The 11,954-nt window shown below is 72.5% G+C and carries 15 protein-coding genes; 5 read left to right on the forward strand and 10 right to left on the reverse strand.

Features of this window, described 5'->3' with window-relative positions; translation table 11 throughout:
* Positions 1–27 precede the first annotated feature (27 nt).
* The 3 genes from ACPZVR_RS11375 to ACPZVR_RS11385 form a co-directional block, all read right to left on the reverse strand.
* The gene (locus tag ACPZVR_RS11375) at positions 28–675 is read right to left on the reverse strand and encodes an FMN reductase (protein WP_308089809.1); all 648 of its coding nucleotides are present in this window, start codon (positions 673–675) and stop codon (positions 28–30) included.
* Positions 672–1,817 carry an LLM class flavin-dependent oxidoreductase gene (locus tag ACPZVR_RS11380; protein ID WP_436699697.1) on the reverse strand — a complete coding sequence of 382 codons (1,146 nt, stop codon included), beginning with the start codon at positions 1,815–1,817 and terminating at the stop codon, positions 672–674. Before ACPZVR_RS11380 ends, ACPZVR_RS11375 begins: the two co-directional genes overlap by 4 nt.
* 79 nt (positions 1,818–1,896) lie before the next feature.
* Positions 1,897–2,610, reverse strand: a complete 714-nt coding sequence (locus tag ACPZVR_RS11385) for a PP2C family protein-serine/threonine phosphatase (protein WP_436699698.1) — start codon at positions 2,608–2,610, stop codon at positions 1,897–1,899.
* A gap of 44 nt (positions 2,611–2,654) precedes the next feature.
* On the opposite strand from ACPZVR_RS11385, the gene ACPZVR_RS11390 reads away from it, so the two are divergent.
* Positions 2,655–3,617, forward strand: a complete 963-nt coding sequence (locus ACPZVR_RS11390; protein WP_436699699.1) for an alpha/beta hydrolase — start codon at positions 2,655–2,657, stop codon at positions 3,615–3,617.
* A 32-nt stretch (positions 3,618–3,649) separates the two neighbouring features.
* Here ACPZVR_RS11390 and ACPZVR_RS11395 read toward each other — a convergent pair whose 3' ends face one another.
* The gene (locus ACPZVR_RS11395; RefSeq protein WP_436699700.1) at positions 3,650–4,144 is read right to left on the reverse strand and encodes a DUF4190 domain-containing protein; all 495 of its coding nucleotides are present in this window, start codon (positions 4,142–4,144) and stop codon (positions 3,650–3,652) included.
* A 91-nt stretch (positions 4,145–4,235) separates the two neighbouring features.
* Here ACPZVR_RS11395 and ACPZVR_RS11400 point away from each other — a divergent pair, with 91 nt between their 5' ends.
* Positions 4,236–4,631: a DUF4267 domain-containing protein gene (locus tag ACPZVR_RS11400; protein ID WP_436699701.1), complete on the forward strand. Its 396-nt coding sequence runs from the start codon at positions 4,236–4,238 to the stop codon at positions 4,629–4,631.
* Positions 4,632–4,678: 47 nt separating this feature from the next.
* Here ACPZVR_RS11400 and ACPZVR_RS11405 read toward each other — a convergent pair whose 3' ends face one another.
* From ACPZVR_RS11405 to ACPZVR_RS11420, 4 genes are read right to left on the reverse strand one after another with little or no spacing between them, the layout of a single operon-like run.
* Positions 4,679–5,518, reverse strand: a complete 840-nt coding sequence (locus tag ACPZVR_RS11405) for a sulfite exporter TauE/SafE family protein (RefSeq protein WP_436699702.1) — start codon at positions 5,516–5,518, stop codon at positions 4,679–4,681.
* Entirely contained in the window at positions 5,515–6,615 is a 1,101-nt protein-coding gene (locus ACPZVR_RS11410) for an SPFH domain-containing protein (protein WP_436699703.1), read from the reverse strand. Before ACPZVR_RS11410 ends, ACPZVR_RS11405 begins: the two co-directional genes overlap by 4 nt.
* Positions 6,612–7,085 (reverse strand): NfeD family protein, encoded by a 474-nt coding sequence (locus ACPZVR_RS11415; RefSeq protein ID WP_436699704.1) that lies wholly within the window; start codon positions 7,083–7,085, stop codon positions 6,612–6,614. Before ACPZVR_RS11415 ends, ACPZVR_RS11410 begins: the two co-directional genes overlap by 4 nt.
* Before the next feature lie 28 nt (positions 7,086–7,113).
* A complete protein-coding gene (locus ACPZVR_RS11420; protein WP_436699705.1) occupies positions 7,114–7,911 on the reverse strand; it encodes an ABC transporter ATP-binding protein in 798 nt (265 codons plus the stop codon).
* Positions 7,912–7,950: 39 nt separating this feature from the next.
* On the opposite strand from ACPZVR_RS11420, the gene ACPZVR_RS11425 reads away from it, so the two are divergent.
* Complete coding sequence (locus tag ACPZVR_RS11425; RefSeq protein WP_436699706.1) at positions 7,951–8,688, forward strand: Rv1486c family protein; 738 nt, start codon at positions 7,951–7,953, stop codon at positions 8,686–8,688.
* Positions 8,689–8,701: 13 nt separating this feature from the next.
* Entirely contained in the window at positions 8,702–9,925 is a 1,224-nt protein-coding gene (gene serB, locus ACPZVR_RS11430) for a phosphoserine phosphatase SerB (protein WP_436699707.1), read from the forward strand.
* Between the two features lie 11 nt (positions 9,926–9,936).
* Here the strand turns inward: serB and ACPZVR_RS11435 are convergent, their stop codons facing one another.
* Complete coding sequence (locus tag ACPZVR_RS11435) at positions 9,937–10,446, reverse strand: SixA phosphatase family protein (protein WP_436699708.1); 510 nt, start codon at positions 10,444–10,446, stop codon at positions 9,937–9,939.
* 17 nt (positions 10,447–10,463) lie between these two features.
* On the opposite strand from ACPZVR_RS11435, the gene ACPZVR_RS11440 reads away from it, so the two are divergent.
* Positions 10,464–11,138 carry a YwaF family protein gene (locus ACPZVR_RS11440; RefSeq protein WP_436699709.1) on the forward strand — a complete coding sequence of 225 codons (675 nt, stop codon included), beginning with the start codon at positions 10,464–10,466 and terminating at the stop codon, positions 11,136–11,138.
* A gap of 32 nt (positions 11,139–11,170) precedes the next feature.
* Here the strand turns inward: ACPZVR_RS11440 and fabI are convergent, their stop codons facing one another.
* Positions 11,171–11,953 (reverse strand): enoyl-ACP reductase FabI, encoded by a 783-nt coding sequence (fabI, locus tag ACPZVR_RS11445; RefSeq protein WP_436699710.1) that lies wholly within the window; start codon positions 11,951–11,953, stop codon positions 11,171–11,173.
* Position 11,954: the final 1 nt, after the last annotated feature.

Here is an 11,954-nt window from a genome sequence, read left to right on the forward strand (position 1 = left end):
CCCATCATGACACCAGCACTGTCACGGTCAGCGGACGGCGTCGCCGCTCGCCTCGCGGAGCAGCTGCTCGAACGGCGTCGGGGCCGCGAACTCGTCGGCGACGGTACGCCGGGCGGGGGCTGCCGGCCGCGCCGCGGGTGCGCTGCCGAGCTGGGCCGCGAGCTCACCCGCCGCCCGCTCGACCCGCTTGTCGAGGGAGCCGTCGTCGGTGGCGCCGAAGTCCTCGCTGGCCGCGAAGACCCCGGTGGGCAGCACGACCGCGCGCAGGTAGGCGAACAGCGGTCGCAGCGCGTGGTCCAGCACGAGGCTGTGCCGCGCCGTGCCCGCCGTGGCGGCGACCACCACGGGCTTCCCGTCGAGCAGGCCGGGCTCCAAGACGTCGAAGAAGGTCTTGAAGAGCCCGGAGTACGACGCGGAGAAGACCGGCGTGACCACGACCAGGCCGTCGGCGTGCCGCACGGCCTCGATCGCGCGCTCCAGCTCGCCCGTCGGGAACCCGGTCAGCAGGTGGTCGGCCAGGGCGTGGGCGAGCGGGCGCAGCTCGATCTGCTCGACGTGCGCCTCGTGGCCGCGGGCGCCCACCGCGCGGGCGACGGCATCGCCGAGCTTGTCGGCGAGCAGCTTGGTCGAGGACGGGACGGACAGTCCCGCCGAGACGACGACGACCTCGGTCATCGGGCGTCGACCTCCTCGCGGTCGGTGGTGCCGGTCATGGTGTCCTCGGCGTGCACGGTCACGTCCTTCGCGCCGCCGGCCGCCGCGACGAGCGAGGCGTGGGTGGGCGCGTCGGGCACGTGCGCGGGGCGACCCTCGGCGAAGCCCTTGCGCATGTCCGGCAGGATCTCGCCGAGCAGGTCAAGCTGCTCGAGGACGGTCTTGAGGGGCAGACCCGCGTGGTCGACGAGGAACAGCTGTCGCTGGTAGTGGCCGGCGTACTCGCGGAACGACAGGGTGCGCTCCAGCACCTGCTGGGGTGAGCCTACGGTCAGCGGCGTGTGCTCGGTGAACTCCTCCAACGAGGGGCCGTGGCCGTAGACCGGCGCGTTGTCGAAGTAGGGCCGGAACTCGCGCACCGCGTCCTGGCTGTTGGGACGCATGAAGATCTGGCCGCCGAGACCGACGATCGCCTGCTCCGCGGTGCCGTGACCGTAGTGCGCGAACCGCTCGCGGTAGAGGCGGACCATCTGCTCGGTGTGGGACGCCGGCCAGAAGATGTGGTTGTGGAAGAAGCCGTCGCCGTAGTAGGCCGCCTGCTCGGCGATCTCCGGGCTGCGGATCGAGCCGTGCCACACGAACGGCGCGACGCCGTCGAGCGGCCGCGGGGTCGAGGTGTAGCCCTGCAGCGGGGTCCGGAAGCGACCCTCCCAGTCGACCACGTCCTCGCTCCACAGCCGGCGCAGCAGCGCGTAGTTCTCCACCGCGAGGTTGATGCCCTGGCGGATGTCCTTGCCGAACCAGGGGTAGACCGGGCCCGTGTTGCCGCGGCCCATCATCAGGTCGACGCGCCCGTCGGTGAGGTGCTGGATCTTCGCGTAGTCCTCGGCGATGAGCACCGGGTCGGTGGTCGTGATCAGCGTCGTCGCGGTCGAGAGGATGATGTTCTCGGTCTGGGCGCCGATATAGGCCAGCGTCGCGGTGGGGTTGGACGCGATGAACGGCGGGTTGTGGTGCTCCCCGGTCGCGAACACGTCGAGACCGATCTCCTCGGCCTTCTTCGCGATCGCCACGGTCGCCTTGATCCGCTCGTGCTCCGACGGCGTCCGCCCGGTGGTCGGGTCGGTGGTGACGTCGCCGACGGTGAAGATGCCGATCTGCATGGTCCGCTCCTGGGTGCTGGTGTGCTGTCACCCCGTCCAACAGGTGACATGTCAACCATATTCCCTCGTCCGGCGCAGGTCAGCAGCGGGCCAGCACCAGCACCGCCCGGTCGTCGTCGCCCCGCTCGACGCCGTCGATGATCCGCCGCGCGGCCCCCTCCCACCCGGCGAGGTACGACGCCCGGGCGGCCTCGCGCAACCAGGCGATGCCGGCGTCGATGTCGCTGGCTCGCGACTCCACGACGCCGTCGGTGTAGAACAGCAGGGCGTCACCGACCGCGAGCGTCCCGGAGCTCTCGTTGACCTCCAGCGTCTCGCTGACGCCGAGCGCCGTGCCGCGCGCGTTGTCGATGCGCCACTCCCGGGTGGCCGGCGACCACACGAGCGCCGGCGGGTGACCGGCACTGCGGATCAGGTAGTCCCCGGACACCAGGTCGAGGTCGAGCTGGACCGCCGTCGCGATGCTCTCCCCCGACGGCTGGCCCAGCAGGTAGGCGTTCGCGTCGAGCAACAGCTCGTCGGACGGCACCACCCGGATCAGGCTCTCCAGGGCGCCGGCGAACTGGAGCGCGGCCGGCACGGCCGTCTCGCCGCTGCCGCACACGTCGACGAGGACCGTGCGCAGTCGTCCCGCCGCGACGTCGAGGTCGCTGACGATGAAGTCCCCGCCGTACGCATAGCCCTCGGCGGCGATCATCGCCGACTGGTGCCGCCAGCCCGTCGGGAGCGCCGGCATCCGTCCCCGGGACAGGAGCCTCTCGCGGAGCCGGGCCCAGGCTGCGGCGTCATCCATCGGCACAGCGTACGGTTCGCACCCGGCGTCCCTACACTCATGACGTGAGCGACACGACGAGCGTCGACATCCTGGGCGCGCCGTGGACGGCGGAGACGATCCCGCTGGGCGACGACTTCGAGGGCGAGGTCGTCGCGACGCTCGTCCACCGGACCGCCGACGAGCGGACCGGGCACGCGACGCTGCACGTGCACGGCTTCTCGGACTACTTCTTCCACGCGGCGTACGGCGAGTGGTGGCTCGAGCGCGGCCACGACATGTACGGCCTCGACCTGCGCAAGTACGGTCGCTCGCTCCTGCCACACCAGTCGGCGACCTATGTCGCGGACCTCGCCGACTACTTCGCCGAGCTGGACGCCGCCTGGGAGCGGATCACCGTCCGCGACGGTCACCGGCGGGTCGTGCTGTCCGGCCATTCCACCGGCGGTCTGGTGGTGGCGCTGTGGGCCGACGACCGACGGCCACCGGAGCTCGCCGGGCTGCTGCTCAACTCACCGTGGCTCGACCTGCAGGGCAAGGCGTGGATGCGCTCCCCCGTCGCGAACCGGCTGCTCGACCAGGCCGGCCGTCGCCGGCCGCTGCAGGTCTTCCCCCGCGACGTGAGTGGCTACTACGGGCGCAGCCTGCACCGCGACCACCAGGGCGAGTGGGACTTCGACCTCACCTGGAAGCCGGTCGACTCCTTCCCGGTGCGCCTGGGCTGGCTGCGTGCGGTGCGCCAGGGACATGCCCGGCTGCAGCGCGGGCTCGACGTGCCGGCGCCGGTGCTCGTGCTCTCCTCCGACCGCTCCGGCCACCCCACCGGCATGGACGAGGAGGTCTTCTCGACCGACATCGTCTTGGACGTCGAGCAGATCCGGCGTTGGTCGGTCGCGGTCGGCCGGCACGTCACGTACGTCGCCGTACCCGGAGCGGTGCACGACGTGGTGCTGTCGCGGGCCGAGCCGCGGGCCCGCGCGTACGACGAGATCGACCGGTGGCTGACGACCTACGTCCGCCGCGCCTGAGCATCCAGGCTCGAGCGCCGGACGCGAGCAGGTCAGTCGCAGCGGTAGACGCCGTCGGAGCGGGTGTAGCAGTCGTCGATCGAGTTCTCGGCCCAGACGCCGAGCGCGATGAACCCGACGACCAGGGCGATGAACAGCGCGAAGCCGAGCCAGCCGACGATGATGCCGGCGAGCGCCAGGCCGGCGCCCTGCTCGTTGCTCCGACTGATCTGGCTCTTGGAGACGTGTCCCAGGATCGCGCCGACGAAGCCGGTGAAGCCGGCGCACACGACGAGCGAGACCAGGCTGACGACGAGGGAGGCGATCGCGAGCCCGTTGGTCGCCGGCGGCGGGGCGTAGCCGAAGGGCGGCGTCGGCTGGCCGTAGGGCGCGCCGTACGGCTGTCCCTGGGGTTGGCCGCCGTAGGGGGACGGATCGGACGGCTGGCCGTACGGCGGCTGGCCCTGGGGCTGACCGCCGTAGGGGGACGGATCGGACGGCTGGCCGTACGGCTGGTACGGATCGTTGCCGGAGGGCGGAGTCGTCATGGCAGAAGGATCCCACGCGGTCACCGGGCCGAGCACGAAGCCTCGATCCGTGGCTGAGCCTCGATCCGTGGATCGAGGCTAAGGTCTGCGCATGGTTGCCATCCACATCGATCCCGTCACGGGCCTCTCCCTCGGGCGTATCGCCATCGGCACCGGCGCCCTGGTCGCGCCGTCGACCACCGCCCGCGTGCTCGGCCTCGACCCGGCCAGCAATCCCCAGCTCGACTACCTCGGCCGGATGTTCGGCGCCCGCGAGATCGCGCTCGGCGCGGTGACGCTGGTGTCCCGCGGTGCGTTGCGGCGCAATCTGACCGTCGTCGGCATCGCCGTCGACGGCGCCGACCTGGCGAACGGCGTGATCGAGCTCGGTCAGCGCAATGTCACGAAGCTCGCCAGCGGCATGCTCATCGGCGCCGCGGCGGGCGCGGTCGGCTCCGGGCTGCTGGCGCTGGTCCGCGGCCGGCGGCAGAGCAGGCAGGGCGCCTGAGCCGGAGCATCGGCGTCCCCGGCCGGACCAGGCTCACGCGACCAGGGTCAGGCGACCAGGGTCACGACGGCGACCAGGCCGACCGCGACGATCACGGCACGCAGGACGACCGGCGGCAACCGGCGCCCGACCGCCGCGCCGAGCAGGCCGCCGCACACCGCGCCGAGCGCGATGAGCAGCACGAGGAGCCAGTCGACCTCGGCCTCGGCGCCGAACAGGCCGAGCTCGGCGACGGTCACGAAGACGAGACCCGCGATCGCGTTGACGACGGCGACCAGGACGTTCTTGATCCCGTTGAGCCGCTGGAGCGCGTCGGTGACGCCGATGCCCAGCACGCCCATCAGCAGCACGCCCTGGGCGGCGCCGAAGTAGCCGCCGTACACCCCGGTGCCGAGGACCGCGATCGGCACCCACCAGGAGCGCTCCACGGGTCCTTCGCCGTTGCCGCCCGCTGCCTCCGCTGTCGCTGCCGCCTCCGGGTCGGCCGGCCGCCGGCGCGCGGCGCGGGCGGCGACCGCGCGCGACAGGCGGGGCTGGAGCGCGACGAGGGCGATGCCGAGCAGGATCAGCACCGGGACGACCGCCTCGAAGGCGCCCGGTGGCAGGACGATCAGCAGGACGGCGCCGGCCACCCCGCCGACCGACGAGAACGCCAGCAGTCGCAGCAGCCGAGCCCGTTGGCCGACCAGCTCGCGCCGGTAGCCGATCGCACCCGCGATCGAGCCGGGCACCAGGCCCAGGCTGTTGGACATGTTCGCGGTCACGGGAGGGACCCCGAGCGCGAGCAGGGTCGGGAACGTGATGAGGGTCCCGGAGCCGACCACTGCGTTGATCATCCCCGCGCCGACGCCCGCGAGGAGCACCGCCGCGATCTCGAGGAGCGTCACCCGGCGGGAGGCTCCTCCGGCGCCGACTCCGCCGGCTCCGCCGACTCCCCGGCGGGCGGCTGGCCCGGGTGGGCGGCGCTCTCCGCCTCGGCGATGGCCTCCTGGACCGCCGCGCTCGTCCCGGTCACCGGCGTCGCCGGCTCGCTGGGCCCCATGTCGACGCGCTTGGCCGGCCCCGAGGTCGACCTGGGGATGCCCGCGACCTCGTGGATCGAGGAGCCCAGGCCCTCCAGGGCCTTGGTGATCTCCGAGGGGATCACCCAGACCTTGTTGGCGTCGCCCTCCGCGATGCGCGGCATCATCTGGAGGTACTGGTAGGCCAGCAGCGACTGATCGGGCCGACCGTCGTGGATCGCCTGGAACACGGTCTGGATGGCCTGTCCCTCACCCTGCGCCCGCAGGATCTGCGCCTCGCGGTCGGCCTGCGCGCGCAGGATCTGGGACTCCCGCTCACCCTCGGCGTTGAGGATCGCCGACTGCTTGTTGCCCTCGGCCGTGAGGATCGCGGACTGGCGCTGGCCCTCGGCCGAGAGCACGAGCGCCCGCTTGTCGCGCTCGGCGCGCATCTGCTTCTCCATCGCGTCCTTGATCGACGGCGGCGGGTCGATGCCCTTGATCTCGACACGCTTGACCTTGATGCCCCAGCGGCCGGTGGTCTCGTCGAGCACCGCCGAGAGGCCGCTGTTGATGGACTCGCGGCTGGTCAGCGTCTGCTCGAGGTCCATGCCGCCGACCACGTTGCGCAGCGTCGTCATGGTCAGCTGCTCGATCGCCTGGATGTAGTTGGAGATCTCGTACGTCGCCGCGATCGGGTCGGTCACCTGGAAGTAGATCACCGTGTCGATGTCGACGGTCAGGTTGTCCTCGGTGATGGCCGCCTGCGGCGGGAAGCTCACGACCTGCTCGCGCAGGTCGATGATGTAGCGCACCTTGTCGATGAAGGGCACCACGAAGTTGAGGCCGGCCGGGAGGGTCTCCTTGTACTTGCCGAACCGCTCGACGATGCCGGTGTAGGCCTGCGGCACCACCCGGATCGCCTTCGCGACCACGGTGATCACCAGCAGGAGCAGGAGGACGAGCAGGACCAGGATGGTCATGAGGACTCCTCGAGTCGGGGATCGGACACGGGACGGACATGGGCCGTGGCGCCGACGATCGAGACGACCTCGACGGTCTCACCCACGGCGAGCGCGGAGCCCGGCGGCTCGGCGACGGCGAGCCAGGACTCCCCGCCGATCTTCACCCGGCCCGGCCGGTGCTCGGCGACGGGCTCGGTCACGATGCCCCGGCTGCCCACCAGGCTCGCCGGGCCCAGCACCAGGTCCGGGCCGCCGTGGAGGCGCCGGACGAGAGGCGGGCGCACGGCGGCGAGCAGCAGGACCGACACCGCCGAGGCGACGAGCACCTGGAGCACGACGTTGTCGGTGACGAACGCCGTCAGGACGCCCGCGAGCGCGCCGCCGGCCAGCATGAGCAGGAACAGGTCCAGGCTCAGCAGCTCGGCCAGGGCGAGGACGAAGGCCGTCCCCAGCCAGGCCTCCCACAGGTGGTCCCGGAGCCAGTCCATGGCCGCACTGTAGTTGAGCGCCTCCGCGTCAGCCCCGGTGGTGCTGCTTGCGGCGCGCGGCGTAGCGCCCGTCGTGGTGCTCCAGCACGAGCGGCATCCCGAAGGTGGCGGACAGCGCCTCGGGCGTCAGCGTCTCCTCGAGCGGGCCCTGGGCGACGACCCTGCCGCCGCGCAGCATCATCACGTGGGTGAAGCCCGGGGGGATCTCCTCGACGTGGTGGGAGACCAGGACCGTCGCGGGCGACAGCGGGTCGTAGGCCAGGACCGAGAGGGTGGAGACGAGGTCCTCGCGTCCGCCGAGATCGAGACCGGCCGCGGGCTCGTCGAGCAGCAGCAGCTCGGGATCGGTCATCAGCGCCCGCGCGATCTGGACCCGCTTGCGCTCGCCCTCGCTGAGGGTGCCGTAGGTGCGGTCGGCCAGCTGCGCGACGCCGACCTCGCGCAGCAGCGCGTCGGCACGGTCATGGTCCACGGCGTCGTACTCCTCGCGCCAGCGGCCGAGGACGGCGTACGACGCGGTCAGGACCAGGTCGCGCACGGTCTCGTTGCGCGGGATCTGCTCGGCGATCGCCGCGCTGGAGACGCCGATCCGGGGCCGGAGCTCGAAGATGTCGACGGTGCCCAGCAGCTCGCCGAGCAGGCCGACGGCACCGGACGTCGGGTGCAGCTGCGCCCCGGCGATCTGCATGAGCGTCGTCTTGCCGGCACCGTTCGCGCCGAGCAGGATCCACCGCTCGCCCTCGCGGACCACCCAGCTGACGCGGTCGAGCAAGGTGGACTGCCCTCGTCGTACGGTCACCTCGGCGAGCTCGAGCACGGCGGACATGGGGGCCACCCTATCCAGGCGGACCAGTAGGGTCGGCGGGTGAGTGCCCTGCCCGTATCCGCCCGGTTGGCCTGGTGGGGAACGGCCTGGATGCGCGGGCGGCTCGGCCCCGACGAGGTCGTCGATGCCGTCCACGGCGACGACGTGACCCACGTCGTGGCCTCCTCCGACGGTCCGTCCTCCCTGCTGCTCGAGCTCGCGGCCGCGCGCAACCACGGCGCGGACGGCGTCGCCGCGGCCTTCCCCGCCCCGGGCGATCCGGCCGGGTTGCGCGGGCCGCGGGAGCTGACCGCCGCCGCCATCGAGGCCGGCGAGGTGGTGCTGCTGCCGGGCACCGGCCTGGTCCCCCGCCAGGTCGGTCGCGCCGTCGAATGGCAGGCGCTGCCCGCCGAGCGCCGCCCTCCGCCGGACCTCGGCGACGCCGACCGCGGGCTCCGCGCGGCGCTGTTGACCGCGGCGAACGCGCTCGCCGACCTCGACGTCGCCCGGTGGCAGCCGCTGGTCGCCGACGAGCTGCACGACCTGCGCGCCGGGGTCCCCCTCGTCGCTCCTCCGGGCACGCCGACCCGGTGCGTCGACCTCGCCGCCCGGGCGCTGCACCTTGAGGCGGTCGTCGCGCTCGCCCTGCGCGACGAGGGCGGCGCCCTCTCGGCGCGCGACGCGGCCGTCCGCCGGGCCAGCCTGGAGCCGCTGGAGCGCGCCGCCCGGCACGCGCTCACCGCCGCCTGCTCGCCCGACGGCTGGCCGCCACCCGCCGACGACACCGGGCAGCGGTAGCCTGCACCCCGCCATGAGTCCTCACGACGCAGCGGACGACACGCTCCTCATCACCGTCACCGGCACCGACCGCCCCGGTGTGACCTCCGCGGTCCTGGAGAGCCTCGCCGGCTCCGGGGTCAGCGTCGTCGACCTCGAGCAGATCCTGATGCGCGGACGCCTGGTGCTGGGCGTGCTGGTGACGGCGCCTCGCGACCGCAAGCGGCTGCGACGCCAGCTCGGAGCCAGCATGGAGGCGCTCGGCATGAGTGTCGACATCGAGAAGGGCTCCGGCGACAACCGGACCCGACACCGCGACCGCGCCCACGTCACGGTCATCGGCGCACCGCTCAAGGCGTCGGCGATGGCGGCGATCGCCGGCCGGATCGCCGACTGCGGAGGCAATATCGACCGGATCGAGCGGATGGCGCGCTACCCCGTCACCGCGATCGAGCTCGACGTGTCGGGCGCCCGACCGGACCGGCTGCGCCAGCTGCTGGCCGGCGACGCCGCTGCCCACGGCATCGACGTCGCGGTGCAGCCCGCGGACCTCCTGCGGCACGGTGTCCGGCTGATCGTCATGGACGTCGACTCGACCCTGATCCAGGGCGAGGTCATCGAGATGCTCGCCGAGCACGCCGGCTTCGGGGCGGAGGTCGCCGACGTCACCGAGCGGGCGATGCGCGGTGAGCTCGACTTCGAGCAGTCGCTGCGCGCACGGGTGAAGCTGCTCGCCGGGCTCGACGCCTCGGTCCTCGACCAGGTGTACGACGCGATCGTGGTGAACCCGGGCGCGCGGACGATGGTGCGCACCCTGCGCCGCCTCGGCTACCGGTTCGCGATCGTCTCCGGGGGCTTCAGCCAGATCACCGACCGCCTCGCCGAGGACCTCGGCATCCACCGCTCACGCGCCAACACGCTCGAGATCGTCGACGGCAAGCTCACCGGCGAGGTGGTCGGCGCCGTCGTCGACCGGGCCGGCAAGGCCCAGGCGCTGCGCGAGTTCGCCGCGGACCTCGGCGTACCGGAGGACGCGACGATCGCCATCGGCGACGGTGCCAACGACCTCGACATGCTCGCCGCCGCCGGCCTGGGGATCGCCTATAACGCCCGTCCGGTCGTGCGCGAGGCCGCCGACACGGCGCTCAACGTCCCCTACCTCGACGCGATCATGTACCTGCTCGGCATCACCCGCGAGGAGATCGAGGCGGCCGACGCCGCCGCGGGCATCGTCACCCCCGCCCCGCCCGTCGCCTGACGGCGGGCGTCTCAGGCGCGGCCGACGTGGAAGGCGCGCAGCCGACAGCCCATCGACGTCGCGTCGGTCCACTCCCCCGGGACCTCGAGGACCGCCGCGGCACCGGTCGGGAAGGTGCCCAGCTGGAACTCTCCGGAGGCGGCGCCCTCGCCGTCGTCGAGGAGCTGCACGAGCATGGCCATCGTGGGGTTGTGACCGACCACGACCACGGTCCGGGCGTCCCCCGGCGTCGTGTGCACGAGCTCCAGCACGCCGTCCTCGTCGGTGGCGTAGAGGCTGCCGTCGACGGTCGGCGCGATGTCCCAGCCGGCACCCTCGGCGAGGACCTCCCACGTCTCGCGGGTCCGGGCGGCGTACGACACGTAGGCCGCGTCCGGCGAGACGCCCTGGCCCGCGAGCCACCGCCCGAGGGCGCGGCCGTCGGCCCGGCCCTGGGCGCTCAGCACGCGCTCGACGTCGGAGGGGGCGGACTGCTCCGCCTTGGCGTGTCGGACGACGACGAGGAGCCGTTGCTTCTCCACCCGTGCATGGTAGTGCTGTGACGCAGTACGGGCCCACCCACGTCCTCCCGCTCGCGGTGTTCGCCGTCGGGCTGGTGGTCGTGGTGCTCGTCGGCCGCCGCCACGCGTCGTACGACGGTCCCACCCGGTTCAGCCGCACCTGGGCGGTGCTCATCCCGCTGGCGACCGTGCCGTTCCAACTGATCGACCTGGCGTTCAACTTCGAGCTCGGCGTCACGCTGCCGCTGCACCTGTGCGACCTGGCCTGGATCGCGGCGACGTGGGCGCTGTGGACGCACCGGTCGCTGCCGGTCGCGCTGACCTTCTTCTGGGGGCTGACGCTGACCATCCAGGGGGTGGTGACGCCGTCGCTCAACGAGGACCTGCCGCACCCGAGGTACTTCGCCTTCTGGGCGCTGCACCTGCTGATCGTGCTGGCGGCGGTCTACCTCGTCGTCGGGCTGCGCCTGGTGCCCCGCTGGCGCGACTACCGCTCGGCCGTCGCCGTGACCCTGGTGTGGGCGGCCGGGACCTACCTGTTCAACCTGGTCGCCGACACCAACTACGGCTACCTCATGCGCAAGCCGGGACGCTCGCTCCTCGACCTCCTGGGACCGTGGCCGTGGTACGTGTTCCAGGAGATCGCGATCGTGCTCGCGGTGTGGGCGCTGATGACGCTCGGCGCCCGACGCTGGCTGCGGCGTACCGAATGAGGCGTACCGGTGGAGGCGTACCGGTGGAGGCGTCAGGCGCCCATCGCGTGGAAGCCCCCGTCGACGTGGACGATCTCGCCGGTGGTGGCCGGGAACAGGTCCGAGAGCAGCGCGCAGACCGCCTTGGCGGTCGGCTCCTGGTCGGTGTTGTCCCAGCCGAGCGGCGACTTCGTCGCCCACATCGACTCGAGGTCCTCGAAGCCGGGGATCGCCTTGGCCGCCAGCGTGCGCAGCGGACCCGCGGACACCAGGTTGACCCGGATCCCGTCGCCGCCCAGGTCACGGGCGAGATAGCGGGCACAGGACTCGAGGCCGGCCTTCGCGACGCCCATCCAGTCGTAGACCGGCCACGCGACGCTGGCGTCGAAGGTGAGGCCCACCACGGAGCCGCCCTCCGTCATCAGCGGCCGGCAGGCGACGGCGAGCGACTTGAGGGAGTACGCCGAGACCTGGACGGCCTGCGCGACGTCCTCCCACGGGCCGTCCAGGAACTTGCCCCCGAGCAGCGTCTCCGGGTTGCCGTAGGCGATCGAGTGGACCACCCCGTCGAGGGTCGCGTCGGGACCGAGCGCCGCGCGGACGGCGTCCGGCAGCGCCGCGAGGTGCTCGGTGTCGGTCACGTCGAGCTCGATGACCTCGGGCAGGTCCGGGAGCCGCTTGACGATGCGACGGGTGATCCGCAGCGCCTGGCCGAAGTTCGAGACCAGGACCGTGGCGCCCTGCTCCTGCGCGAACTTCGCGACCGCGAAGCCGATCGAGGTGTCGAGGGTGACACCCGCGACGAGGATGTTCTTGCCCGCGAGGATTCCGGTCATC

It is taken from the genome of Nocardioides segetis (genome assembly GCF_051390595.1).
Classification (GTDB): domain Bacteria; phylum Actinomycetota; class Actinomycetes; order Propionibacteriales; family Nocardioidaceae; genus Nocardioides.